The organism is Halomonas sp. YLB-10, from assembly GCF_003856855.1.
GTDB classification, from domain to species: domain Bacteria; phylum Pseudomonadota; class Gammaproteobacteria; order Pseudomonadales; family Halomonadaceae; genus Halomonas; species Halomonas litopenaei.
This window is the reverse complement of record NZ_RRCU01000009.1, coordinates 57,468-83,036: the sequence shown is the minus strand read 5'-3', so window position 1 is coordinate 83,036 and position 25,569 is coordinate 57,468. Positions and strand designations below refer to the sequence as shown.

23 protein-coding genes are annotated in these 25,569 nt (G+C 65.7%); 15 read left to right on the top strand and 8 right to left on the bottom strand.

Features of this window, described 5'->3' with window-relative positions; genetic code table 11:
• The first annotated feature begins 85 nt into the window (after positions 1 to 85).
• The gene (gene iolB, locus EBB56_RS18975) at positions 86 to 892 is read left to right on the top strand and encodes a 5-deoxy-glucuronate isomerase (protein ID WP_045993151.1); all 807 of its coding nucleotides are present in this window, start codon (positions 86 to 88) and stop codon (positions 890 to 892) included.
• 195 nt (positions 893 to 1,087) lie between these two features.
• On the opposite strand, the gene EBB56_RS18970 is transcribed toward iolB, so the two are convergent.
• Positions 1,088 to 2,029, bottom strand: coding sequence for a sugar phosphate isomerase/epimerase (locus EBB56_RS18970; protein WP_124805065.1), 942 nt, complete (start codon positions 2,027 to 2,029; stop codon positions 1,088 to 1,090).
• A 206-nt stretch (positions 2,030 to 2,235) separates the two neighbouring features.
• On the opposite strand from EBB56_RS18970, the gene EBB56_RS18965 reads away from it, so the two are divergent.
• Positions 2,236 to 3,264, top strand: coding sequence for a LacI family DNA-binding transcriptional regulator (locus EBB56_RS18965; protein ID WP_124805064.1), 1,029 nt, complete (start codon positions 2,236 to 2,238; stop codon positions 3,262 to 3,264).
• 24 nt (positions 3,265 to 3,288) lie between these two features.
• On the opposite strand, the gene iolG is transcribed toward EBB56_RS18965, so the two are convergent.
• Positions 3,289 to 4,275, bottom strand: coding sequence for an inositol 2-dehydrogenase (iolG, locus tag EBB56_RS18960; RefSeq protein ID WP_045993148.1), 987 nt, complete (start codon positions 4,273 to 4,275; stop codon positions 3,289 to 3,291).
• Positions 4,276 to 4,594: 319 nt separating this feature from the next.
• On the opposite strand from iolG, the gene EBB56_RS18955 reads away from it, so the two are divergent.
• The 8 genes from EBB56_RS18955 to EBB56_RS18920 all read left to right on the top strand — a co-directional run bounded on the left by EBB56_RS18955 (position 4,595) and on the right by EBB56_RS18920 (position 13,037).
• Positions 4,595 to 5,710, top strand: a complete 1,116-nt coding sequence (locus EBB56_RS18955; protein WP_045993147.1) for an ABC transporter permease — start codon at positions 4,595 to 4,597, stop codon at positions 5,708 to 5,710.
• Positions 5,710 to 6,534, top strand: a complete 825-nt coding sequence (locus tag EBB56_RS18950; protein WP_108131847.1) for an ATP-binding cassette domain-containing protein — start codon at positions 5,710 to 5,712, stop codon at positions 6,532 to 6,534. The genes EBB56_RS18955 and EBB56_RS18950 overlap by 1 nt, the downstream gene beginning before the upstream one ends.
• A gap of 15 nt (positions 6,535 to 6,549) precedes the next feature.
• Positions 6,550 to 7,380 (top strand): SDR family oxidoreductase, encoded by an 831-nt coding sequence (locus EBB56_RS18945; protein ID WP_045993145.1) that lies wholly within the window; start codon positions 6,550 to 6,552, stop codon positions 7,378 to 7,380.
• Positions 7,381 to 7,392: 12 nt separating this feature from the next.
• Positions 7,393 to 8,544, top strand: a complete 1,152-nt coding sequence (locus EBB56_RS18940) for a phytanoyl-CoA dioxygenase family protein (RefSeq protein ID WP_124805063.1) — start codon at positions 7,393 to 7,395, stop codon at positions 8,542 to 8,544.
• A 68-nt stretch (positions 8,545 to 8,612) separates the two neighbouring features.
• A complete protein-coding gene (locus EBB56_RS18935; protein WP_124805062.1) occupies positions 8,613 to 9,617 on the top strand; it encodes a sugar ABC transporter substrate-binding protein in 1,005 nt (334 codons plus the stop codon).
• Positions 9,618 to 9,747: 130 nt separating this feature from the next.
• Positions 9,748 to 10,716, top strand: a complete 969-nt coding sequence (locus tag EBB56_RS18930) for a sugar phosphate isomerase/epimerase (RefSeq protein ID WP_124805061.1) — start codon at positions 9,748 to 9,750, stop codon at positions 10,714 to 10,716.
• A gap of 84 nt (positions 10,717 to 10,800) precedes the next feature.
• Entirely contained in the window at positions 10,801 to 12,012 is a 1,212-nt protein-coding gene (locus tag EBB56_RS18925) for a Gfo/Idh/MocA family protein (protein ID WP_124805060.1), read from the top strand.
• Between the two features lie 17 nt (positions 12,013 to 12,029).
• Positions 12,030 to 13,037, top strand: coding sequence for a Gfo/Idh/MocA family protein (locus tag EBB56_RS18920; protein WP_045993141.1), 1,008 nt, complete (start codon positions 12,030 to 12,032; stop codon positions 13,035 to 13,037).
• A 115-nt stretch (positions 13,038 to 13,152) separates the two neighbouring features.
• On the opposite strand, the gene EBB56_RS18915 is transcribed toward EBB56_RS18920, so the two are convergent.
• The 6 genes from EBB56_RS18915 to EBB56_RS18890 form a co-directional block, all read right to left on the bottom strand.
• Positions 13,153 to 13,941 (bottom strand): hypothetical protein, encoded by a 789-nt coding sequence (locus EBB56_RS18915; RefSeq protein ID WP_045993140.1) that lies wholly within the window; start codon positions 13,939 to 13,941, stop codon positions 13,153 to 13,155.
• A 21-nt stretch (positions 13,942 to 13,962) separates the two neighbouring features.
• Positions 13,963 to 14,703, bottom strand: coding sequence for an SDR family NAD(P)-dependent oxidoreductase (locus tag EBB56_RS18910; protein WP_045993139.1), 741 nt, complete (start codon positions 14,701 to 14,703; stop codon positions 13,963 to 13,965).
• A gap of 100 nt (positions 14,704 to 14,803) precedes the next feature.
• The gene (locus EBB56_RS18905) at positions 14,804 to 15,592 is read right to left on the bottom strand and encodes an SDR family NAD(P)-dependent oxidoreductase (RefSeq protein ID WP_124805059.1); all 789 of its coding nucleotides are present in this window, start codon (positions 15,590 to 15,592) and stop codon (positions 14,804 to 14,806) included.
• Positions 15,589 to 16,947, bottom strand: a complete 1,359-nt coding sequence (locus EBB56_RS18900; RefSeq protein ID WP_108449503.1) for an MFS transporter — start codon at positions 16,945 to 16,947, stop codon at positions 15,589 to 15,591. Before EBB56_RS18900 ends, EBB56_RS18905 begins: the two co-directional genes overlap by 4 nt.
• A gap of 61 nt (positions 16,948 to 17,008) precedes the next feature.
• Entirely contained in the window at positions 17,009 to 17,890 is an 882-nt protein-coding gene (locus EBB56_RS18895) for a polysaccharide deacetylase (RefSeq protein ID WP_045993136.1), read from the bottom strand.
• A gap of 572 nt (positions 17,891 to 18,462) precedes the next feature.
• Positions 18,463 to 19,479 carry a GntR family transcriptional regulator gene (locus tag EBB56_RS18890; protein WP_221621211.1) on the bottom strand — a complete coding sequence of 339 codons (1,017 nt, stop codon included), beginning with the start codon at positions 19,477 to 19,479 and terminating at the stop codon, positions 18,463 to 18,465.
• 381 nt (positions 19,480 to 19,860) lie between these two features.
• Between EBB56_RS18890 and EBB56_RS18885 the strand changes: the two genes are divergently transcribed.
• The 5 genes from EBB56_RS18885 to EBB56_RS18865 are packed head-to-tail and all read left to right on the top strand — an operon-like array spanning position 19,861 to position 25,443.
• Positions 19,861 to 21,381 carry an NCS1 family transporter gene (locus EBB56_RS18885; RefSeq protein ID WP_231498543.1) on the top strand — a complete coding sequence of 507 codons (1,521 nt, stop codon included), beginning with the start codon at positions 19,861 to 19,863 and terminating at the stop codon, positions 21,379 to 21,381.
• Between the two features lie 55 nt (positions 21,382 to 21,436).
• A complete protein-coding gene (locus EBB56_RS18880) occupies positions 21,437 to 22,822 on the top strand; it encodes an amidase family protein (protein ID WP_124805057.1) in 1,386 nt (461 codons plus the stop codon).
• A 41-nt stretch (positions 22,823 to 22,863) separates the two neighbouring features.
• Positions 22,864 to 23,166 (top strand): hypothetical protein, encoded by a 303-nt coding sequence (locus EBB56_RS18875; RefSeq protein WP_045993133.1) that lies wholly within the window; start codon positions 22,864 to 22,866, stop codon positions 23,164 to 23,166.
• Positions 23,167 to 23,195: 29 nt separating this feature from the next.
• Positions 23,196 to 24,236, top strand: a complete 1,041-nt coding sequence (locus EBB56_RS18870; protein WP_124805056.1) for a GTP-binding protein — start codon at positions 23,196 to 23,198, stop codon at positions 24,234 to 24,236.
• The gene (locus tag EBB56_RS18865; RefSeq protein WP_124805055.1) at positions 24,229 to 25,443 is read left to right on the top strand and encodes a PotD/PotF family extracellular solute-binding protein; all 1,215 of its coding nucleotides are present in this window, start codon (positions 24,229 to 24,231) and stop codon (positions 25,441 to 25,443) included. The genes EBB56_RS18870 and EBB56_RS18865 overlap by 8 nt, the downstream gene beginning before the upstream one ends.
• Positions 25,444 to 25,569: the final 126 nt, after the last annotated feature.

Below are 25,569 nucleotides of genomic sequence, written 5' to 3'. Positions count from 1 at the left end.
CCGCCAGCTCGCCCCTCGACACTCTGGCCCGCCCACGCCCCGCGCCCTGCGCGACCGGGCAGGCCACCAACAGGAGATCCTGTCCATGACATCGCTTCTTGTACGCCCCCAGAGCCCCGACGCCGACGGCAAGGTGCTGGAAGTCACCCCGCAATCCGCTGGCTGGGACCACGTCGGCTTTCGTGTCCACCGGCTGCAAAAGGGCCAGCGTCTGAGCGGCGAGACCGGCTCACGCGAACACTGCCTGGTGCTGTTGAGCGGACGCGCCACCGTCGCCGGCGCCGGCGAACGCTGGGAGGACATCGGCGAGCGCATGGACATCTTCGACAAGGTGCCACCCTACTCGGTCTACCTGCCCGATGGAGCGGACTTCGAGGTCGAGGCACTGACCGATCTCGAGATCGCGGTGTGCAGCGCACCGGGCCACGGCAACCACAAGGCCAGGCTGATCGCGCCACAGCAGGTCAAGTGCTCCACCCGCGGCGGCGGCACCAACACTCGCCATATCCATGACATCCTGCCGGAGACCGAACCCGCCGACGGCCTGCTGGTGGTCGAGGTCTACACACCGCCAGGCAACTGGTCGAGCTATCCGCCCCACAAGCACGACGTCGACAATCTGCCCGAGGAGTCGATCCTCGAGGAAACCTACTACCACCGGCTGAATCCGAGCCAGGGCTTCGCCTTTCAGCGGGTCTACACCGATGACCGCTCGCTGGACGAGACCATGGCGGTAGACAATGGCTGCTGCGTGATGGTGCCTCGGGGCTACCACCCGGTGGGTGCTCCTCACGGCTACGAGCTTTACTACCTCAACGTGATGGCCGGTCCCAAGCGCGAATGGAAGTTCAAGAACGACCCTGAACACGAGTGGATCGTGCAGCAACAGTAACCGTACAAACTCCGCCGATTCCGGCAGCCCAGGTAAGGGGCTGGCGTCATCGGCGGACCAAGGAACGTCTCTCTCTTTGCCCCGCCACCGGCGGGGCTTTTTTATGGTGCATCGCTTCCCTTTTCCGCCAGCCGCAGGCATGTCAGCCGCGGACAGGCCATCTTGGCAGCACCCTTGACCAGCATATTCATATCGCTAACGACTGATGGTCTGCTTCAGTGCATCGATCGACGACTGGATACCGGCCTCGGTGGACATGGTGAAGTCCTCCATCTCGAGGCTGACCCAGTCGTTGTAGCCCTGCATCCGCACCACCGAGAAGAACTCCTTCCACCACTGAAGGTCATGTCCCGCCCCCACCGCCACATAGTTCCAGGCGCGATTGGCGACGTCGGTGACCTCGGCGAGCTCGAGCAGACCGTTGACATCGGCCAGCCCCCGCTCGATGCGGGTATCCTTGCCGTGGCAGTGGTGGATGGCATCGCCCAGTGCCCTGGCCGCGGCGATCGGGCAGGCCCCCATCCAGAACAGGTGCGAAGGGTCCAGGTTCATGCCGACCTTGGGCCCGACCTCGTCACGCAGGCGAAACAGGGTCTGGGGGTTCCACACCAGCATCGCCGAAAAATTTTCCAGCGCGAATCGCTCGACACCGACCTCATCGGCCAGCCTCACCAGGCCGTGCCAGTAAGGAAAGGCGCAGTCTTCCCACTGGTACCGATCGCGCTCGGGCATCTCATCGGGCCAGCTCCTGGTGTAGACGAGCCAATTGGGCACGCTGTCCCCCGGCGCCGCCGCCGGCAGGCCCGACATGGTGACGATGCGCTTGACCCCGATCTCACCGGCGAGCCGGATGGTCTTTTCGATCTCACCTCGGTGGCGCTCGCCGAGTTCCCCCGGGTCGAGCGGATTGCCGGAACAGTTCAAGGTGGCGATCTTCAGTCCCCGGGCGTCGATCTCCTTCAGGCGTGAGGCCAGCAGGCTTCTATCGGCGAGCAGTTCGTCGGCACGAAAATGCGGCGCCGGCGACCAGCCACCACCGGTCATCTCGATACCTTCCACCCCGAGCGCCACGCACTTGTCGAGCATCTCGGTAAAGCTGAGGTCCGCCATCACATCGGTACAGATGGAGAGCTTCATGGCGTTGTCCTTGTCATATGGCTGTGTGGTTTCGCCGTTGCTCGGGTGGACGCATCGGCGGCGGCGCGGGCACAAAGGGCTCTTCCGACGGCGACCTATGCCAACACCTCAAGAGGGTCAACACCGTCATCCGACCCGATGCAACCGGTTGCAAACAGGCCAGCACGAGCCTAGTATGGAATGAAAAATTCCGTCAAGGATCATCGATGAATATTCGTTCCGATCGCGACCAAGGTCGCAAGGTGACCTCCGCCCAGGTGGCCGAACGGGCCGGTGTCTCCAAGTGGACGGTGTCGCGGGCCTTCACTCCCGGCGCCTCGATCTCAGAGAATGCCCGACAGCGCGTGATGGAGGCCGCCGAAGCCCTGGGCTATCGCCCCAACCTGCTGGCACGAAGCCTGACCACAAGACGCACTCAACTGATCGGCGTCGTCGTCGATCAATTCGCCAATCCGCATACCCAGGCGATGCTGAATGCCGCCACCCTGGCGCTGCAACAGCGGGGCCAGCTGTCGATACTCTTGAATATTTCGCCACCAGTGCGCTCCGGTGAGCTGCTCGATATCGCCGAGCGCTTCCAGGTCGACGGGCTGTTGTTTCTCGGCACGGTGCTGAGCGAGGACATCGTGCGTTTTGCTACCGAGCGCCAGCACGTGCCACTGGTGCAGCTGTTTCGTACCACCGAGGTGGATGGGGTGCAGATCGTGGCAATTCAGGAGCATGCGGCTGGCGCGGAAATCGCCCGGCTGCTGCTCGGCGAAGGTCATCGACGGCTGGGCTATCTGGCCGGCCCCGACAGCGGCAGATCACGACTGCCCCGTCTCGACGGCTATCGCCAGACGCTTGAGGATCACGGCCTGACCCTGGCAGCCACGCTGGCTGCCACGGATTATCGCCACGCTCTGGGGTATCAGGCGATGCACGACTACCTGCAAAGGACACCGGCAGAACAGCGCCTGGATGCGCTGTTCTGCGAAAACGACATCCTTGCCATCGGCGCCCTCGATGCCCTGCACCAGGCCGGCCTCGACGGACAGCTGGCGATCGTCGGCTTCGACGATATCGAGCTGGCCGCCTCACCGCGCTACCGTCTGACCAGCTACCAGCCGAACCTCGATGCGGTGGTGGACAGCGCCATCACACACCTGCTCGATCGACGTATCCCTGGTGACCCAACGCTGCTCCCAGGCCGGCTGGTGGTGCGTGACTCTCATCGCTTTGCTGGAAAAGATTGAGTCACTAGCCCAGAGCCCCGGGGCTCACACCTCCTCGACGTAGACCGTGCGCCCCTCGCGACGTGAGATATCCGCCGCCTCGGCCAACCGCAACGCCTCGACGCCATCGGTGATACCGGCGCGGGGCGCGCGGCCTTCCCGCCAGCTCTGGTAGAAGTCGTCAAGCTCGCGGCGATAGGCCTCGGCGTAGCGCTCGAGGAAGAACCAGCGCGGCGCTTCCTCCAGTTGGCCCTGCTTGCCGACGAACTTGAGTCGGGTGTCGCACTCGTTCTGGGCCTGCAACATGCCGTCACTGCCGAAGGCCTCGATGCGCTGGTCGTAGCCGTATACCGCACGCCGAGAATTGCTGATGGTGCACAAGCGCCCCGAGGCCGTCTTCATCACCACCACCGCGCTGTCCACGTCGCCGGCCTCGCCGATGGCCGGGTCCACCAGACAACTGCCGCTGGCGTGGACGCTGACGATGGGCTCATCGAGCAGCCAGCGGGCCATATCAAAGTCGTGGATCATCATGTCGCGGAACAGCCCACCTGACCCTTTGACGTACTCGAGGGGTGGCGGCTCGGGATCGCGACTGGTGATCGCCAGCGTCTCCAGCTTGCCGATGCGGCCCTGCCCCAATTGATCCTTGAGCGCCGAGAACTGCGGGTCATGGCGACGATTGAAGGCCAAGGCGCAGAGGCTTTGCGCCACACGCTCGGCGGTCGCCCGTGAAGCCGCCAGGTCCAGGGCGATGGGCTTCTCGCACAGCATTGCCTTGCCCGCCGATGCGGCGCGCTCCAGGTAGTCGATATGGGTCGCGGTGCTGGAAGCGATCAGCACGGCGTCGATCTCAGGGTCCTCGAACACGTCATCGATGTCCCGAGCCCGGGAGCCGAAGTCCCGCGCCAGGGTCTCGGCGGCCTCGGGGTAGGCATCCACTACCGCCGCCAACGTGACCTCGGGATGGGCGGCGATGGACAGTGCGTGCACCCTGCCGATCCTTCCTGCTCCGATCAATGCCAGTTTCATCGTCTGCTCCTTGTATCCATGTGCATTGCCGCTAAGGGGTATGCCTTGGTGGCTTTCAGGCGAACGGGATTACCACGATCAATCGTCGATCGACAGTGAGACCCCGGCAGCCCCCAAGCCTGTTGCCCAGCCTACGCAAAAAGGAACAAACATTCCGCATAGACCAAAGTATAGAATTTTTGAATTGTTAATTTCTCCCTTGGAATCTACATTTCATAACACGACGAATCGAAACATCCGTCCGCGAGTTCGAAACACGTCCATCAACACCGCGGACGTCTCCGCCCCTACAACAAGACGACCCTCACAAGGAGTCACCATGAGCACCACCGCCTCTCCCACCAGCCAAGATAAGGACGAGCGTCTTGCCCACGTCAGTCCGCTGAAGAAAGCCCTGCACCGACCGGAGTTCGGCTCCGTCGCCGGCGCCCTGCTGGTCATCGTGTTCTTCGCCCTGGTTGCCTCGGGCACCGGCATGTTCTCCGGCGCCGGGGTGATCAACTTCCTCGAAGTCTCTGCCCAGCTCGGCATCCTGGCCGTGGCGGCGGCGCTGTTGATGATCGGTGGCGAGTTCGACCTGTCGATCGGTTCGATGATCGGCTTCGCCGGCATGTTGATCGCCATCCCCGCGGTGCAGTACGGCTGGCCCATCTGGGCGGCGCTGTCCTTCGCCTTCGGCTGCGCCCTGGCGATCGGCGCCCTGAACGGCTGGCTGGTGGTCAAGACCGGACTGCCATCCTTTATCGTCACCCTGGGCTTTCTGTTCATCCTGCGCGGGGTGGCTATCGGCATTCCCCGTCTGATGGCGGATCGCACCCAGATCGGCGGGGTCCATGACGTCATCGGCAACGACTGGTTCGCGGCGCTGTTCAGCGGAGAGGTCGGCGAGGGCTTCTTCCTCTGGCTGTCCGAGATCGGCGTGATCGGTACCAACTTCGCCGGCAATCCCACCGTCAGCGGCATCCCGGTCTCCATCGTGTGGTGGCTCGGCCTGACCGCGCTGGCCACCTGGGTGTTGCTGTTCACCCGCTTCGGCAACTGGATCTTCGCCTGCGGCGGCGACAAGGAAGCGGCACGCAACGTCGGTGTGCCGGTCAATCTGGTCAAGATCGTGCTGTTCATGTTCACCGCCTTCGCCGCCTGCGTGTTCGCCGCCCTGCAGGTGATGGACACCGGCTCGGCCGACTCCATCCGCGGCATCCTCAAGGAGCTCGAGGCGATCATCGCGGTGGTCATCGGCGGCGCCCTGCTCACCGGTGGCTATGGCTCCGCCATCGGCGCCAGCTTCGGTGCGCTGATCTTCGGCATGGTGCAGATGGGCATCTTCTACACCGGCGTCAACACCGACTGGTTCCAGGTATTCCTCGGCGCGATGCTGCTGATCGCGGTGCTGTTCAACAACTACGTGCGTCGCAAGGCGCTGGAGGCCAAGTAATGAACGCTCCCGTCCCGATGATCGAAATGCGCGACGTAGCCAAGCACTTCGGCAGCGTGATCGCCCTGAGCGGCATCTCCATGAAGGTTCACTCCGGCGAGGTCATGTGCCTGCTCGGTGACAACGGCGCCGGCAAGTCGACCCTGATCAAGACCCTCTCGGGGGTCCACGTACCGACCCACGGCGAGTTCTTGGTCGACGGCAAGGAGGCCCACTTCAGCTCGCCCTCGGATGCCCTCGACGCCGGCATCGCCACGGTCTTCCAGGATCTGGCGATGATCCCGCTGATGTCGATCACCCGGAACTTCTTCATGGGCCGCGAGCCCACCAGGGGCTGGGGACCGACCCGTCGCGTCGACTGGACGTTCGCCGATCGCGTCGCCAAGGAAGAGATGGCCAAGATCGGTATCGATGTGCGCGATCCGGCTCAGCCGGTCGGCACCCTTTCCGGTGGCGAGCGCCAGTGCGTGGCCATCGCCCGGGCGGTGTACTTCGGCGCCAAGGTGCTGATCCTCGACGAGCCCACCTCGGCGCTCGGGGTCAAGCAGGCCTCGGTGGTGCTGCGCTACATCGCCAAGGCCCGCGCCGATGGCCTGGCGGTCATCTTCATCACCCACAACGTGCACCACGCCTATCCGGTGGGTGACGCCTTCACCATCCTCAAGCGCGGCTCCAGCTTCGGCACCTTCCGCAAGGACGAGGTCAGCCGTGAGGAAGTGCTCAACATGATGGCCGGTGGCGCCGAGCTCGAGAGCCTGGACGCCGAGCTTGCAGAATTTCAGCGCGCCGACGGCAACGCGAGCGGCAACGGCCAGGCGGCCTGAACAGGGAGAGTTTCCATGCAAGATCGTTCATTCAAAGGTCAGGTGGCCATCGTCACCGGTTCCACCCAGGGACTGGGCGAGGCGGTGGCTCGCCACCTGCTGGGTCGTGGCCTGTCCGGCCTGGTCATCTGCGGGCGCCAGCGGGACAAGGGTGAAGCCCTGGCTCGCGAGCTCGAGGGTCTGGGTGAGGACGCCAAGGTGCTGTTCGTGCCCACCGACATGACCCGGGTCGACGACTGCCGCCGGCTGGTGGCCCAAGCCGACGAGGCCTTCGGGCGCATCGACATGCTGATCAACTGCGCCGGCAACACCGAGCGCGGCACCCTGCTCGACACCGACGAGGCCGCCTACGACCGACTGTTCGCGGTCAACACCAAGGCGCCCTTCTTCCTGATGCAGGAAGCTGCGCGGCGAATGATCCGCGACGGTATCGAAGGCCGCGTGGTCAATATCCTCAGCATGTCCGGCCACGGCGGCCAGCCCTTCATCTGCGCCTACAGCGGCAGCAAGGGGGCGCTGGCCACCCTGACCCGCAACGCCGCCTACTCGCTGCTGCGCAATCGCATCCGCGTCAATGGCCTCAACATCGGCTGGATGAACACCCCGGGCGAACACCGCATCCAGACGGATACCCACGGTGCCGAGGATAACTGGCTGGAAGCGGCCGCCCGCGCGCAGCCCATGGGGCGCCTGCTGGAACCGGAAGAGGTCGCCAGCGCGGTGGCCTTCCTGGCCAGCGACGCCTCGGGAATGATGACCGGGACCATCGTCGACATGGACCAGAGCGTGCTGGGCTGTCACGACAGCGCGCCGCAGCCGCCCGCCGCCATGCGCTGGCCTGACTGAGGAGGACAGACGATGGAGCATTTCATCGATCGAACCCAGCTTGATGTGGCCGCCTTCGAGGCCCTGGTCCAATCGACGACCAATGCCGAAGAACTGCCCCAGGCCGAGCGCATCGTCTCCGGCATCCCGCTCTACCGCGCAAGCCATGCCCGTGACTGTCTCGCCGACCCGCAGCGGCGGCGCACGCTGCTTGACGAGTGGCATCACTGCCTGCTGGACGGTCCCGGGGTGCTGGCGATCACCGGAATGATGGAGCGGACCACGGTGGACCGCGCCAGCGAGAGCTTTCTTGCGCTGATCGAAGCTGAACGGGGACACGGCCAGCAGGGCGACCATTTTGCTGCGCCGGGTGCCAATGATCGCCTGTGGAATGCCTTCCAGAAGCACGGCGAGGCCGACCCGGACGGTTTCGTCGACTACTACGCCAACCCGGTGCTGGCCCTGGTGGCCGAAGCCTGGCTTGGCCCGGGCTACCAGATCACCTCCCAGGTCAATGTGGTTAAACCGGGCGGGCGCGCTCAGTTGCCTCATCGCGACTATCACCTGGGTTTTCTGAGCGAGGCACAGGCGCTGGGCTACCCGCTGTCATTGCAGGTCGCCTCACAACACCTGACGCTGCAGGGCGCCGTGGCCCACGACGACATGCCGCTGGAAAGCGGGCCAACCCAGTTGTTGCCTCACTCCCAGCGCTACCCCGAAGGCTATCTGGCCTACCGCGACCCGGCCTTCCAGCAAGTGTTCGCCCGCCATCGCGTTCAGCTTCCGCTGACCAGGGGCGACGGCCTGTTCTTCAACCCGGCGCTGTTTCACGCCGCTGGCGACAACGACAGCCAGGACCTGCGGCGCATGGCCAACCTGCTGCAGATCTCCTCGGCCTTTGGCCGTGCCATGGAGAGCGTCGACAACACACGCCTGGTGCGCGCCGGCTTTCCCGCGCTAAAGGCCCGCTTTCAGCGCGATGGCTGGACAGCGGCGATCCGCGCAGGTGTGACCGCCCTGGCCGAGGCCTACCCGTTCCCGGCCAATCTTGATCGCACCCCACCCCAGGGCGGGTTGGCCCCCCAGAGCCAATGCGAGTTGCTGACACAGGCCCTGGACGAAGACTGGGACGCCGACCGCCTGGACCGGGCACTCGACCGGATGGCGCAGGACCGACGCGCCTGAATCGCTGCATCAACGTGACACCCCTGAGCACGATCACCCGCAACACCAACAACAATCGGAGTACAGCCATGAGCAAGACCACCGACAAGACCAGCGCAACACACACCGGGATCAAGCGCCCCAATCCGTTCTCCAGAGCCATCACCGGCGCCCTGGTCGCTGGCGCCATGGCGCTGTCGGCGAGCCAGGCGGCCGTTGCCCAGGACGCCGACCCGCTGAAGTTCGTGGCGATCACCCATATCGTCGCGGCGGACCCCTTCGGCAACGTTCTCAAGCGCGGTTTCGAGGATGCCGCCGAGGAGATGGGAGTGGAGCTTCTCTATAACTCTCCGGCCCAGTACGACACCTCCCAGATGCTGAGGATGATCGAGCAGGCGATTGCCACCCAACCCGATGGCCTGGCGCTGACCATGCCCGATGCCAGCGCCTTCGCCGAGCCGGTGCGCGAGGCCATCGCCGCCGGCATTCCGGTGGTGGTGCTCAACACCGGCGAAGAGATCGCCGGTGAGATCGGCGCACTCAACTATGTCGGTCAGAGCGAGTACCGCGCGGGCAAGATGGCCGGTGAGCGCATGAAGGAAGCCGGCGTCGAGAGCCCCATCTGTATCAACTTCGCCCCCGGCCAGTCGCAGCTTGATGCCCGCTGCAAGGGCTTTACCGACGCCTTCGACGGCAGTGCCGAACAGATCTCCACCACCCAGGATCCCACCGCCATCACCAATGCCGTGCTTGCCCACCTCAACTCGAGCCCGGACACCGACGGCGTGCTGAGCCTGGGATCGCTGGCCACCGACCCGCTGATCAACGAATTCCGTAGTCAGGGCGCCATGGGCCAGATCGCCTTCGCCACCTTCGACCTGTCCGCAGAGACACTGGAAGCGGTTCGCGATGGCGAGATGCTGTTCGCCATGGATCAGCAGCAGTACCTTCAGGGCTACCTGCCGATCATCTCGCTGGCGCTGTACAACCGCTACGGCCTCAAGCCCACCAACAATATCCAGACCGGGCCAAACTTCATCACCCAGGAAAACGCCGAACAGGTCATCGAGCTGACTCAGCAGGGCTATCGCTAAGCGGCCACCTCATCCAATGGCCATCCGCCACCATGGCAAGGCCGGCGACTCACCGAGCAGGCCTTGTCGGTACTGACCATCCACACCTCGCCCGCCCTTCATGGGCGGGTTCGCTTGACAGGAGCATCATATGAAAATCGGCCTCGTCACCGACAGCCTGGCCAATATGTCACTGGACGACCTGCTCGCCTTCTGCGCCGAACAGGGCATCGAGTGCGTGGAATTTTCCATCGGCAACTGGTCGGACTCGCCCCACCTCGACGCCGCTGCACTGCTCGACAGCGACGCCGCGCGCAAGGACCTCAAGGCCAGGCTCGCCCACCATGGCGTCACGATTTCCGCCTTCAACGCCAACGGCAACTCGCTGCACCCCACCGACGGCGAGCGCCAGCACAGGGTGGTCGAGCAGGCCATCGCGCTGTCCCGTCACTTCGAGGTGCCCCGGGTCAATCTGATGTCGGGCCTGCCTGGCGGTGGCCCGGATGACCGTTTCCCCAACTGGGTGACCGCCGCCTGGCCACCGGAAACCGCCCAGATGCTCGACTACCAGTGGAACGAGGTCGCGCTGCCCTACTGGCGCAAGCTGGCCGACCACGCCCGCGGCGAAGGCATTCGTGAACTATGCCTGGAGATGCATGGCAACCAGCTGGTCTACAACCTGCCGGGCTTCCTGCGCCTGCATGGCGAGATCGGCGACATCGTCGGCCTCAACTTCGATCCCAGCCACCTTCTGTGGATGGGCGCCGATCCCATCGAGGTGGTCCAGCGCTACGCCCGCCACATCTACCATGTTCACGCCAAGGACACCGCGCTCAACCCGGCGGCGGTGGGCCTGACCTCCCGTCTGGACAATCAGCCAATGGGCGATTTCCGTGATCGCGGCTGGTCCTACGTGACCCTAGGGTACGGCCAGAAACTCGAGTGGTGGAAGGACTTCTGCTACTGGCTGCAGGCCGGGGGCTACCAGGACGGCGTGCTGAGCATCGAGCACGAGGATATCAACCTGTCGCGCCGGGAGGGCGTGGTGCGCTCGGTGGAACTGCTGCGCGCCTGCATGCCCAGCGAAAAGCCCGACTACGAGCTGCCCAACGCCAACTAGGCCACGCCGGTGATCGCCCGGCTCGACCAGCCTCACCATCCCCGGGCGACGTGACCGACGTGGCCCACCAGCGGAGACAAGCGAATGCCCAAGGCGCTCAACATTGGCCTGATCGGTAGCGGCTTCATGGGTCAGGCCCACGCCGATGCCTACCGCCGTGCCCGCACGCTCTACCATGATCTGCCGCTGCGTCCTCGCCTGGTCGCCATCGCCGACCAGGGCGATCAGGCCGCCAGGGCCGCCGCCGAACGGCTGGACGTCGAGCGCGCCTACGGCGACTGGCGGGAGCTGGTCGCCGACCCGCAGGTGGAAGTGGTGGACATCACCTCGCCCAACGCCCTGCACTTCGACATGGCGATGGCCGCCATCGACCATGGCAAGCACGTCTACTGCGAAAAGCCCCTGGCCATGAACGATGACCAGGCGGCGAAGATGGCCGAGGCGGCCCGCGCCCGCGGGGTCAAGACCATGGTCGCCTTCAACAACATCAAGACGCCGGCGGCCCTGCTCGCCAGGCGGCTGATCGACGAGGGTGCCATCGGCACACCGATACGCTTTCGCGGCACCTTCGACCAGGGCTTCTTCAACGATCCCGAGCTGCCCTGGTCCTGGCGCTGTTCGCGCCAGCAGGCCGGCACCGGGTCACTGGGCGACCTGGGCGCCCACACCATCAGCGTCGCCCAGTTCCTGATGGGCGATATCGAGGAGGTCTGCGCCCAGAGCCAGATCCTGTTTGCGACCCGGCCCGTGGTGGATGGAGCCGGCGAGGGCGCCGGCTACGCCAGCAAGGCGACCGCAGGCGCCGAGCGTCGTGAGGTCGAGAACGACGACCAGACCCAGGCGCTGGTGCGTTTCGCCAACGGTGCCGGCGGCGTGATCGAAAGCTCTCGGGTGGCCGCCGGCAAGGTCTTCGGCATCGGCTGGGAGGTCAGCGGCAGCGAGGGCACCCTGGTGATGGACGGCGAGCGCTTCAACGAGCTCAAGCTCTTTCGCTATGCCGACCGGCGTGAGGATCGTGGCTTCAAGACCCTGCTGGCGGGCTCCCAGGTGCCGCAGTTCCGCGCCTTCTTTCCGTTCGACTACGGTGGTGGCGGCATCGGCTACTTCGACGTCAAGGTGATCGAGGTCCACGACCTGGTCCAGGGCATCGCCTCATCTGCCGGCTGCTTCCCCGACTTCGCCTTCGGCCGCCACAACCAGAATATCCTCACCGCCATCGACGTCTCCTGCCAGCAGCGTCGCTGGGTATCGGTGCCCGCCCCCCAGCAGCGCTCATCCGCACAACTCACACCCTGACCGCAAGGAACCCGACCATGATCGACGCACCGGTACGCTGGGGCATACTCTCCACCGCCAATATTGCGCGCATCAAGCTGATACCGGCGATGCGGGCGAGCGCCCACGCCGAGGTTCTGGCGGTGGGCTCACGCAACCAGGAATCGGCCCAGGCGTTCGCCGACGAGATGGATATTCCGCGCGCCTACGCAAGCTACGAAGCGGTGCTCGACGACCCGGAGGTGGAGGCGGTCTACATCCCGCTGCCCAACCATCTGCATATCGAGCTGGCCCAGAAGGCGCTGGACAAGGGCAAGCACGTGCTGTGCGAAAAACCCCTGGCGCTTACCGCCGCACAGGCGGCGAGCCTCAGAGTACCGCCGGGACTGCTGTTCTGCGAGGCCTTCATGGTGCGCCACCAGCCGCGCTGGCTGGCGGTAAAGGAGCGCATCGAGGCCGGCGACTACGGCGACATCCGCATGGTCCAGGCCATGCTCACCTTCGGTCTCGACGACCCCGGCAACTACCGCATGCGCCCGGAGTTCGGCGGTGGCGCGCTCTATGATGTCGGCTGCTACGCGGCCATGGCGACTCGCTTCGCCTTCGGCTGCGAACCCCGGCGGGTGATGGCCCACGCCAGCCGCGACCCGGAACATGGCGTGGACGTCGTCGCCAGCGTGCTGCTCGACTACGGCGAGGGGCGCCACGCCAGCCTGATGGTCTCCACCGCCACCAGTGCCGCACAGCACCTGCACATCGTCGGCAGCCAAGGTGCCATCGATCTGCCAGAGCCCTTTATCGCTCCGGTCGAGCGCCCGACCCGGGTGGTTCACGACAACGTCTTCGACCTCTATCAGAGCGACCCCAAGACGGAAACCTTCCCGCCCATGGACCAGTACGAACAGGAGGTCAGTCGTTTCTGCCGCGCCCTGCGCGGTGAGGAGGTCGGGCTCTATGGGCTGGAAGATTCCATCGCCAATCTCAGGGTGATCGACGCCATCTTCGCCTCGGTCGACAGCGGCGGCTGGGCCGCAGTAGCGCAGTAGCGATATTCGTGAGGCATTTCCCCGCTACGGCGGGGCTTTTTTTGGTTCATCGCACCTTGCCTGGAGCAAGGCCCGACAAGAGCCCGGGCGGGGCGCGCGCACCCCTTCCCCGGCCTCACGCGTGACGCGGGCTGTGCAGACGCCTTTGCCACGCCCACAGGGCGCTACTGGTGCCCAGCGAGGCAGCCAGGGCGAGGCCAAAGGACAGCGCGGGGGAAAGGTGCGCGGCGGTTGCCGCAAGGACGGCGCTGAAGGCCACCAGGCTGAGCATGCCAAGCTGGGTGTCGGCCAGGGTGGCCCGGGCGACCTCGGCGCCGTAGCGCTGGTGCAGGGTCAGGGCGATGGTCAGCATGCCGATGGGGAAGCTCAGGGCGACGCCGGACAGCGCCGGGGCGATATCCGCCAGCACCACGGTCGCCAGACATACGATGCCCCCGGCCAGGGTGCCGCGTATCAGCAGGTCGGCCCAGACTAGCGGCGCCGACACCGCCGCCCGCGACAAGCCCAGCGCGCGCATCAGCCGCATCGCCAGGGCCAGGCAAGCGATGAACAGCACCAGCGCGAGACCCGTGCCGCCTGGCAAGACGGCAGCCAGCGCCGCCACCGGCAGCCATAGCACGGCGGCCAGGGCGACAGCCGCCAGCGCGCCCTGCCGCCCCGCCAGCAGCACATACGCCAGACAGAACGCCAGGGTCGCGAACATCGCGTGCAGCGAGCCCAGCGCCGCCTCGGCAACGAAGGCGCCGGGCTGCTCGCCCAGCATGAAGAAGTAGCCGGGCCCCAGCACGATCGGGGTGCCGGCCAGCACCCCGCCCAGGCGTGGCCCCAGGCGCACCACCGCCACCGACACGCCGATCACTACCAGGGCGGTGGACAGCCACTTGACCAGCAGCAGGGTGAGCATTCACGGACTCCTGTCTGGCCGCTACATCACGTCGCCGCTATTGGGACCGAGGGTCTGGCCCAGGTACAGATCGCCATCCGGAGACGCCGCCAGCATCAGCGCCGAAGGCGCCACTTCCTCGGCCCTGCCGAAGCGTCCGAGCGGCAATTCCGCCTCCTTGTCGGCGATCCATTCCGGGCTCAGTCCCTCGAGCATCGGGGTCAGGATGGGGCCAGGCGCGATGGCATTGGTCAGCACGTTGAAGGGTGCCAGCTCCCGCGCCATGGACTTGGTCAGGCCCAGCACACCGGCCTTGGCGGCGCAGTAGTGGGACAGCCCCATGCCGCCCTTGAGCGCCAGCTGCGAGGCAACATTGATGATCCGCCCGGCCTTGCGCTCGACCATATGCGGGGCCACCGCGCGGCTGACCAGAAAGACCCCGCGCAGGTTGATGCCGATCATGCGGTCGAAGGTCTCGCTGGTCATCTCGAGAAACGGCGTCTCGTCGAGGATGCCCGCGCTGTTGACCAGCACGTCGATCACCTGGTGGGTGCTGATCACCTCATCGACCATGGCCTTCACCGAGGCTTCGTCGGAAACATCGACCCGATGGGTGCTGACCCGGGCGCGCAGCGCGCGGGCCACCTGATCACAGGCATCGGCGTTGAGGTCGGCCACCGCAACGGTGGCACCTTCGGCGTGGAACAGGTTGGCGATGGCACGGCCGATACCGCTGGCGCCGCCTACCACCAGGGCAACCTTGCCCTGAAGTTTCTGTGACATGGGATTCTCTCCACTCGCTGGGGGCACGAGGCGAGGGCCGCCGCCCTCGCCTCGCGTCGCTGGCTTGGATGCGCCTTGGCCGGCGCCTTGACGGCTGGCCTCAGCTCGGCCAGCGCACGGTCAAGCCGCCGTCCACGATCAGTTGCTGGCCGGTCACGTAGGAGGCGTCGTCACTGGTCAGAAAACGTATCGTGCGAGCGACCTCATCGGCGTGGCCGACCCGGCCGGCGGGGATCACCTTGCCTGCGGCGGCAAGGCCATCCGGGCCCAGGGAGTTGACCGGGTCCAGTGACTGCGGGGTCTCGATCAGCCCGGGGATCAAGGTGTTGACGCGGATGCCCCGAGGGGCAAGCTCCACCGCCAGCGACCTGACCAGGCCCATCAGACCGCTCTTGGCGGTGGCGTAGTGGGCGTGCTCGTCCCAGCCATAGACGCCGCCGGCGATGGACGACACCGCGACCATGGCGCCAGGCCCCGTCATCACCCGCGCCGCGCTGCGAAATATCCGCATCACGCCGGTCAGGTCCACCGACAGCATGTCGTTCCAGGCATCGTCGGTCAGATCCTCGAGCGCTGCCTGACGCAGGATGCCGGCGCCGGCCACCGCGATATCGAGCCTGCCGAAGCGGTCGATGGCGGCCTGGGCCAGGGCGTCGCACTGGGCGCCATCGCGCACGTCCAGCGCCACCGCCACACACTCGCCGCCGGCATCGGCAACCGCCGAGACGGTCGCCTCGACGTCATGGGGATCACCGGGGTAGTAGCCGGCAACCACCTTGGCGCCTGCCCTGGCGTAGCTGACCGCCAGCGCATGGCCGATGCCACTGGCGGCACCGGAGATGATGGCGACCTTGCCGGCCAGACCATCGTCGCGTGTCAGAGCACTCATGCCACCGCCTCCTCGAGGGTGTCGTGTTCACGATGGTCCACATGACGGGTGCCGAACATCAAAAGTCCACTGAGCACCAGCGGCAGCGAGCCCGCCAGGATCGCCGACCAGGTCATGCTGACACCCGCAGTCAGCAGCACCGACACCAGACCGGAGCCGACGATGGCCCCCACCGGCGCCATGACGTGGGCCACGTTGGCCCCGGTGCCGCGCACATGGGGCGGGAAGGATTCACCCATGTAGAACAGGATGGCGGCGAACGGACCGAGCAGGAAGAACAGGGTGACGGCGTACATCAGGTAGACGAAACCGTCGCTGGCCGGCCCCAGCAGCATCAGGATGCTGGCGACACCGCCGAGCAGAAAGCCCATCAGCACGGTGTTGCGCCGACCGATGCGGTCGCCCAGCCAGCCGTGGCTGAGGTAACCGACAAAGCCCACCGCGTTGGCCAGGATCAGCACGTACAGCGAGCTTTCGAAGCTGACGCCCTTGGCCTCCACCAGCACCGTGGTGCCCAGCACCGCGAACACCTGGATCGCCATCCAGCTGAACAGCCAGACCAGCGACAGCGAGATGGTGTGACGACGCAGTTCCGGCGTGAACACGCCCTTGAGGCCCAGGTTGCTGCCGGTGTTGACCTCGACGTCGTGCTCGGCGGCAAGCTGGGCCGCGCCCTCGGCGTCACCCGCCTTGCGCCGCCGCTCGACCTCCTTGATCGCGGCGAAGACCGGCGACTCGGGCAGCCGGACCGCCATCACGATGACGATGATCGAGGCGCAGGCGGCGACGAAGAAGCTGCCGCGCCAGCCGACGATCGGCAGCAGCAGCGAGGTCATGCCGGCGGCCAGCAGGGCACCGACCGGCCAGCCACTCTGCACCAGGCTGTACATGAAGCCGCGGCCCTTGGCCTTCTTGTAGATCTCATTGAGGTAGACGGCGTTGACCACCTCTTCGGAGACCGCAAAGCCGGAGAAGGCGCGAATGATCACCATGGAAGCGGCACCGATGGCGATACCGGACAGGCCGGAACTGACGGCGCCGCCGATCACCAGCAGGATCAGGGTCTTCTTGCGGCCGAAGCGATCGAGCATGGTGCCGACCACCAGCGACACCAGGAACACCCCGATGGTGGCCCAAGTGTTGACCGCGGTGGCCTTGGCGGTGGTCCAGCCGAAGTCCTCGGCGATGACCGGCAACAGGGTGCCGAACAGGGTGTAGTCGTAGACCGACGCCACCCAGGCGATAAAGCAGACCAGCGAGGCGTAGCCGATCTGTTTCTTGGTGATGACAGCGTTCCAGGGCTCGTCCGCGTCGGGACGGGCCCCGGAGGGCGCGGTTTGGGTTGGCTCGGTCATTGACGTCACCCTCTTTCGTTATCGTTGTGGTGTGGTTGTCAGGGGAGGCGCGATGGCGCGTTCAGCCGCGAGGATGGCGGCTGGCGAAATCGTCGGCGATCTCGTCGAAGGTGCAGAAACGCACGCCTTCGTGGCTCTGCATATGCTCGATCAGTCGCTCGAGCATCATCAGCACCTGAGGACGGCCGGAGACGTCGGGGTGGATGGTCATGGTGAACACCGCGTAGTCGTTCTCGCGGTAGACCCAGTCGAACTGGTCCTGCCACATCTCGCCCAGCTGGCGCGGGCTGACGAAGCCATGACTGTTGGGGGACTTCTTGATGAACATCATCGGCGGCAGGTCGTCGAGGTACCAGTTGGCCGGGATCTCGATCAGGTCGGTCTCTTCGCCACGTACCAGCGGCTTCATCCACTCCTTGGCCGGCTTGGAGTAGTCGATCTTGGTCCAGGAGTCACCGACGCGCACATAGTAGGGGTGGAAGTCGTTGTGCATCAGGCTGTGGTCGTACTTGATGCCACGCTCGAGCAGCAGCTCGTTGGTCACCGGGCTGAATTCCCACCAGGGCGCCACATAGCCGGTCGGCCGCTTGCCCGACAGCTGGGTCACCAGCTCGATGTTGTAGTCGAGCACGTCGCGTTCCTGCTCGCGGGTCATGGCGATGGGGTTCTCGTGGCTGTAGCCGTGGACCCCGACCTCGTGACCGGCGTCGACCACCGCCTTCATCTGCTCGGGAAAGGTCTCGATGCTGTGCCCGGGAATGAACCAGGTGGTCTTCAGGTTGTAGCGCTCGAACAGCTTGAGCAGGCGCGGTGCACCGACCTCACCGGCGAACAGGCCGCGGGAGATATCGTCGGGGGAGTCCTCGCCACCGTAGGAACCGAGCCAGCCGGCCACGGCGTCCACGTCGACACCAAATGCACAGAGAATCTCTTTCTTCGCCATCTTGAACACCTCGTCTTGTTGCTTGGTCTTGTTGGGGCTTGCGGTGGCGCCACTGGCCCTGGTGTCGGTCGTGCGCTTGCTGGACTACCGACGTGCCATCGATCCCGCGGCGTCAGCGGTTGTGTCGACCGCCATCAATTGAAGACTGGATACAAAGGTCATTTTTGTCAAGACGGAGATTTCAGGCGTAGAGCAGCGCGTCACGACGCTCGCCAATGACCAAAACCTGCGGCTAAAGCCCGGTTACAGGCAGAACTGGCGATAACAGGCCGACCATTCAGGCTTTCAGCAACAGCCAAAAGTGCAAACCTTCTTCGACCAATAGGTGAGAACAGACGAGCCCCAAAAATGCCGATCGAATAAAACGTCATTTTTTATGGGCACGGTATCCAACTGACATTTTTTATTTCCAGACCAGGGGGGGGGGGTGACAGGACAGCACGCCGGCCTGGGGCAGGCCGACCGCTAGACTTGAGGAAAGGCCGCAAAAGGCAAGAGACCGGAAACAAAGGAACATGCAGAGGACGGAGCGCAAAGCGGCGCCGACGCACGCCTTGCGCCCTGCGCTTGCGTCAGACGATACGCTGGAGGTAGGGGGGAAGGTCGGGTTCGGGGAACACCGACAGCACCTTGAGCCGACGGCGGGTGCGCTCGGCAGCCGCCTGGAGGTGGGACTGCAGACTCGAGGCGGCGGCGTCGAAGGCGCCAAACAGCAGGTGATCGATCACCAGCTTGTGCTCCATCAACAGGGGCTCGTCCCGAGGAACCCCCAGCGTCTGGAAGAACATGCGATTGACGATGACCGGCAACTGGCTCTGGGCGATCATCTCGCCGGCCTTGCGATTGCGGTAGTGGCGCAGGCAACCCTGGTGCAGGTCGCGTTCCAGTCGAGCGATGGTCGCGGCAGACTGCTGCTCGGGGTGGTCGATCAGTCGCTGCACCCGGTCGCGCATCAGCTCGAGCTCCTCACGTTCGACCAGCGGGCCAGAGGCCTTGAGCGCCGCCGGCTCCAGCAGCACTCGAATCTCGTAGTCCTCGGCCACCGCCTGGGCGGTCAGCGGCCCCGCCAGCCAATGGGAGTGGCGATCCTTCTCGATCAGCCGCTGGCTGCGCAGCCGTCCCAGCACCTCTCGCGCCACGGTGCGGCTGACGCCGTAGTAGTCGCTGAGGCTGGTCTCGACGATGCGGAAGTGACCAAACGCCAGGCAGGTGGCCACCGCCTCCTCGACCTCGGCGTGGATACGCTCGGCCGCCGGACGGGTATCCACCACCGGTGACTCATCGACGCCGAGGCCAAGACGCTCAGGGGTCAGCGCCTCCCGCGCCGGCTCCACCGCCTCGGGGTCGGGTGTCGCCAGAAAGCCGCGCCCTTCAAAGCGGCTGATCAGGCCCTGCTGGTGCAAAAGCTCCAGCGCCTTGCGCACCGGCCCACGACTGGTGCCGAACAGCCGTGCGATAGGCCCTTCCAGCAACACCTGATTGGGCGGCACCCGCCCCGACTCGATGGCTTCTCGCAGTGAATCCTGGATCAGCGCGTAGCGGGGGGCGCGACTGCCCTCCTGCCTCGACCTAGCTGGCGTACTCAGCACCCGTTCCTCCCTGACGTCCAATCACCTGACCTCTCGCTTACACGCCACCGATGTCCGGTAGCCACGATCCAAGGCCCGGCAGCCGGGCAACAAGCGCCCATCTTGACACCTCTTCAGGACCCTTTCGAGCCACTCGGAAATGACGTTTGTTGCCAACTTCACAAGATCCATGCCCGTCTGCACGAACACAAAAAAGCCTTTTTACCGGAAAACAGCCTATTACAGATTGTCCTCGGCCCCTATGCGGCTTAAGGCGCAGGACGGCCCTTGCCAAAAAATGATTTTTGTATCCATACTGCATTTATGCGAAACGGAGATATCTCTTCGTCCGACGTCGCTATCGCCTCCAACAACAACCAACGACATTCAAGGAGCGCTACCGTGGCCACACCACAAGACGCCCCCACCCCCGCCACTTCGGCGGCAGCCCGCGACAGCGGCGACCACCTGCTGGAAGCGGCGATCCTGCCGGTCTGGCTGAATCAACGCACCATCGGCTTTTTCGGTTTCATCTGGCTATGGATCGGCATGGCGGTGATCATCGCCACCTTCCAACTGGGTGCCGGCGGGGTCGCGGGCCTTCCGCTGATCCAGGTCGTCGCCATCATCTTTCTGGCCAATCTGGTACTCGGCGTGGTGATGAGCCTGACCGCCGACATCGGTACCGAACATGGACTGTCGTTCGCGGTCTACCTGCGCGCGCCCTTCGGCCTCAAGGGCACCCATCTGCCGGCGGTGTCTCGCGGGGTAGTGGCGGCCATCTGGTTCGGCGTACAGACCTATCTGGGTGCGCTGGCCCTGAACGGCATCGTCGAGTACCTGTGGGGCCTGGACAACTGGATCCTGTGGTACGTGCTGTTTGCCGTGGTCCAGATCGTCAACACCGCCCTGGGCATCCGCGCGGTGGAGCTGCTGGCGTCGATCGCCGCCCCCTGCATCGTGGCCATCTCGGTGTGGATGTACTTCACCCTCGACGTGCTTGCCGAGACCCAGGGCATCAATATCTGGACCTTCGTCGGCGACCAGAACGTGGCCGCGCTCGGCCTGTTCTTCGCCAACATGGCGTTCTGGTCAGCGCTGGCGGTGGATATCCCCAACCTGACCCGCTTCCTCAAGACAAAGGGTGGCGAGCGCAGTTTCTTTCAGCGCAACAAGAACGTCTTCGTCGCCCAGTTTCTGGCACTGCCGGCCACCCAGGCCTGGATCGCGCTGATCGGCGGCGTGTCATTCATCGCCGCCGGTGACTGGAATCCGGTCACCGTCATCCAGGGACAGGGCGGCGGCCTCACCCTGATCGCACTGCTGGCGATGGTGATCCTGGCCCAGTGGTCGACCAACAACGCGGCCAACCTGATCCCGGCGGCGCTGACCTTCGTCAACGCCGGCGCGCCAAGGGTCAGCTACCCGGTCGCCCTGGTCATCGCCGGCATCATCGGCACCGCCTCGATGCCCTGGCTGATCCTCAACAACCTGTTCACCTTCCTCAGCTACTACGGCGCCGTGCTGTCGGCGGTGGGCGGCATCATGGTGGCCGACTACTACCTGCTGCGTCGGCGTCGCCTCAACGTTCCGGCGCTGTACGATCCCAACGGCCAGTTCCGCTTCAGCGGCGGCTTCAACCCCGCCGGCCTCATCGCCTGGATCATCGGCGGCGGCCTGGCGCTGATCTTCCTCGAGTACGCCTACGCGGTAGGCTTCGGCTCGGCCCTGGTGGTCTATATCGTACTGATGAAAGCCTGGGTGCTGCGGCGCTATCCTCAGGAGGAGATCACCTCCGGCTACGACGACCGATTCCTCGCCACCTCGGTGGGCCGCAACTGGGTCTACACCGAAAAGGGGCGCTTCGAACGCCTGGAAACCGGTGACATCCCCGACTCCGCGCTCAAGCGCGAGGATCGCTGAGTCGTCGTCTGGCGCCGCCCGCGGCGGCGCCCACCACCCGCTACAGGAGACGTGCATGCCTGCACAACCCTTCACCGCCCTGGCCATCGGCGAGGCAATCCGACGCGGCGAACTCGATCCTGTCGCGTTGACCCGCCAATGCCTGACCCGGGCCACCGACAGTGACGCCGTCTTTATCTCGCTGACCGAACAACGCGCCCTGGTCGAGGCCGAGGCCTGTGCCCAGCGTCAGCGCTCGGGCACCCTGCGCGGGCCGCTGGATGGCGTGCCGCTGGCCTGGAAGGATCTGTTCGACATCGCCGGCACCGCCACCACCGCCGGCGGCAAGGTGCTGGGCAAGACGCCGGCCGAGCGCGACGCCGAGGCGGTACGCCACACAGCCGGCGCGGGCATGGTCTGCATCGGCAAGACCAACCTCACCGAGATCGCCTACTCGGGGCTTGGCCTCAACCCCCACTACGGTACGCCGCACCATACCCCTCCCCCCACCTCGAGCGAGCACGAGCACGAAAGCAGAAACGAGAACGAGCCCAGGGCCCCCGGCGGGTCCAGCTCCGGCTCCGCGGTGGCGGTCGCCCAAGGCATCGTGCCGGCCGCCATCGGCACCGACACCGCCGGCTCGCTGCGCGTCCCCGCGGCCTTCAATGGGCTGGTGTCCTATCGCCCCTCCCAAGCCCGCCACTCGCGCCTGGGAGTGACACCGCTGGCCGACAGCCTGGACACCATCGGCGTCATCGCCAGCACCCTCGAGGACTGCCTGGCCATCGACGACACGATGCGCGGCAGCGCGCCGCTGGTTCGTGCCGCCGCCGTGCCCGAACAGTCGGTGATCGTGCTCGATGCAGGCTGCCTCGACGACCCGAGGGTATCCCGCGCCGTGGGCGACAATCTGGAGGCCTGCGCCAGCCGCCTTAAGGACGCCGGCTTCCACATCGTCCGTCGCCGCGTGGCGAGCGTCGCCGACACCCTGGAAGCCATCACCCGCCACGGCTGGCTGGGCGCGGCGGAGGCCTACACCGAGTACCGCGCCCTGCTGGAAGGCCCCGATGCCGAGGCCATGGACCCCAGGGTACGCAAGCGCCTGGAGGCCGCCCGCCAGATGCCCCCGGACAGCGTGGTCAGCCTGTACCGCCTGCGCCAGGCGCTCAAGACGCGGCTGCGCGAGGAGCTTGCCGGCGCGACCCTGCTGACGCCCACGGTGGCGCATGTGGCGCCCTTGCTCGCGCCGCTGGAAGCCGACCCCGAGCACTTCTCCGAGGTCAATCTGGCGACGCTGCGCCTGAGCATGGTGGCAAGCCTGCTCGACTCGCCGGCGGTGGCGCTGCCCAGCGGGCGCGACGACGACCGCCAGCACACCAGCCTGCAGCTGAGCGGCCCCTGCGGCGAGGACGAAGCGCTGCTGCGGGTGGCCCTTGGCGCCAGCTCGGCGCTGACGGCATAAATCACATTCATTCGGCGCCGACGGCGCCATCGGAGGTTGGCATGTGCGGACTGTGCGGTGCACTCGGCGGCGAAAGCCACTGGAGCACCAACATCGAGGACCCCGAGCAGGCCCACTTCGCGCGCAGGCGCGCCCGCGCCTACCGGGTCACCCTGATCAATCGCGTGCTGAGCCCCCGCCGGATCACCATCGAGGACTTCCAGGCGGCGAGCTTCGTGCTCGCCACCGCCACCGGCAAGCGCGAGATCGTGCAGGATCTGGGCGGCGTATGGCTGCAGGCAGAACGCATGGGCGGTCATGAACTCGACCCGCTCGATCCCGCCTTCCTGGCCTCGCTGCAATGACGCCAGACCGCCACGACGAGGACACCACCATGAACGAGACGACACCCCTGGTGCCGGTGCACGTGATCTCGGGCTTTCTGGGCGCCGGCAAGACCACCCTGCTCAAGTCGGTGCTGGCCAGCGAAGCCTTCGGCGACAGTGCGGTACTGATCAACGAGTTCGGCGACGTCGGTCTCGACGACCGCCTGCTCGGCGAGATCGCCGAGGATGCGGTGCTGCTGTCCAGCGGCTGCGTCTGCTGCACCATCCGCGGCGAACTGTCAGAGGCGCTCAGAAGCCTGCTGTCCCGACGCCAGGACGGCGAGATCCCGGCGTTCAAGCGGATCGTGCTGGAAACCACCGGACTCGCCGATCCGGGCCCGATCGCCTCGACCATCACCGCCGACCCGGTACTGCGCCACCACCTGCGCCCCGGCACCAACCTGACCCTGGTCGACGCACTCAACGCCGTCGACAGTCGCGCCCAGCACCCCGTCTGGGAGGCCCAGGTGGCGGTGGCCGACAAGCTGGTGATCAGCAAGGCTGACCTGGTCGAGGAAGACACCCTGGCAGGGCTCGAGGCCATGCTGGATACGATCAACCCGGCGGCCCAGCGGCTGGGCGCCGAGGCGCTACGCCAGCCCAGTGATGAGCTGTTCGCCAGCGGACCGCACCTGCAGCGTTTCACCCCCGGCCAGGTGAAGTCCTGGCTCGGCCCCTGGCGCAAACCACCTCAGCATGATCCGGACCATCTCGGCGATATTCGCTCCTTCCGTCTCGGCCTCGAGGGCGAGGTCGACTGGACCTGCCTCGGCATCTGGCTGTCGATGCTGCTCAACCGCCATGGCAGCGATATCCTCAGGGTCAAGGGCGTGCTCCACGTCCAGGGCGACGATCGACCGGTGGTACTCCACGGCGTCCAGCACACCATCCACCCGCCGGAGCACGTGGAGGCCTGGCCTTCGGACGACCGCCGCTCGGAGCTGATCTTCATCACTCGGGACATCGACGCCGAGCGCGTGACACAATCGCTTGCGACCTTCATGGACAAGGTCAGCGACCATCCCAGCCCAAGGATCCTGCATGCCTGACATCGCCAAGCCCAGCGCTCCCTTTGTCCAGCGCAGTCCGGTCACCCTGCGGGTGCTGGGCACCTCGGTGACACTGCTGGAGAGCATTCGCCAGCGCGCTCGCGAGGACCTGGGCCTGCGCCTGGAATTCACCGTCATGGACGGGGTGGCGGCACAGCGTGCGGGAGTGCTGGCACCGGACAGCTTCGACATCTACGACCAGTGGTTTCACAACGTCGATTTCGTGTGGCCGGCCGGGGCCATCCAGCCCATCGAGCTTTCGCGCATCCACCACTGGGATGCGATCAACGACCTGCCGAAGACCGGCCGACTGACGCCCCACGCGCCGCTCGGTGCCGGTGGTAATCCGGTCGACCGGCTCTATATCCAGGCCGACGGCAGCTGCGGCGCCCGTCCCAGCGAGCGCATCACCATGCTGCCGGTCAGCCACAACGTGGACAGCTTCGGCTACCGCCTGGACATGCTGCCCCACGGCCTCGACAGCGAGCAGGAAAGCTGGGGCTGGCTTTTGGACCCGCGCTGGCGCGGCATGGTCAGCCTGCAGAACGACAGCGCCATCGGCGCCATCGACGCGGCCCTGGCCGCCAAGGCCGCGGGCCTGGTGCAGTTCGAGGACCTGGGCAACCTGAGCGTCGCTGAGATCGACTGCCTGATCGATTGCCTGATCGAGCTCAAGCGGGCTCAGCACTTCCGCACCTTCTGGAGCAACCAGGACCAGGCCTCTTCGGACATGCTGCGCGGTCGCGTCGGCATCGAGAGCCTGTGGTCACCGGCGATGACCGACCTCAAGCAGCGCCAGCTCAAGGTGCGCATGGCGGCACCCAGGGAAGGCTATCGGGCCTGGTACGGCGGCATGTCGCTGTCACGCAGCATCGAAGGCCGCAGCCTGGACGCCGCCTATGAGTATCTCAACTGGTGGATCTCGGGCTGGCCCGGCGCCGTCATGGCACGACAGGGCTACTACATCTCGACCCCTGAATTGACCCGCCCTCACCTGTCTGCGGCGGAATGGGACTACTGGTACGCCGGCAAGCCCGCGGCGGAGGAACTCGCCGGACCGTCAGGCCCCTGCGGCATGATTCACAAGGGTGAGGTACGCGACGGCGGCGACTACATGACGCGCATGAGCCGCATCGCGGTGTGGAACACGGTGATGGACGAGCACAACTACCTGGTGCGGCGCTGGAACGACTTCATGTCGGCGTGAGCCCGCTACAGCCCGTCGCTCGGCTCTGCCCGAAAAGTCGACGAGCGAAGGTTAGACAAGGCAAAAATCGGTGAGAAAGCGCAGTTTACAGGGTGTAAATGAGTATTTTGACCGGGCTGGCGCACC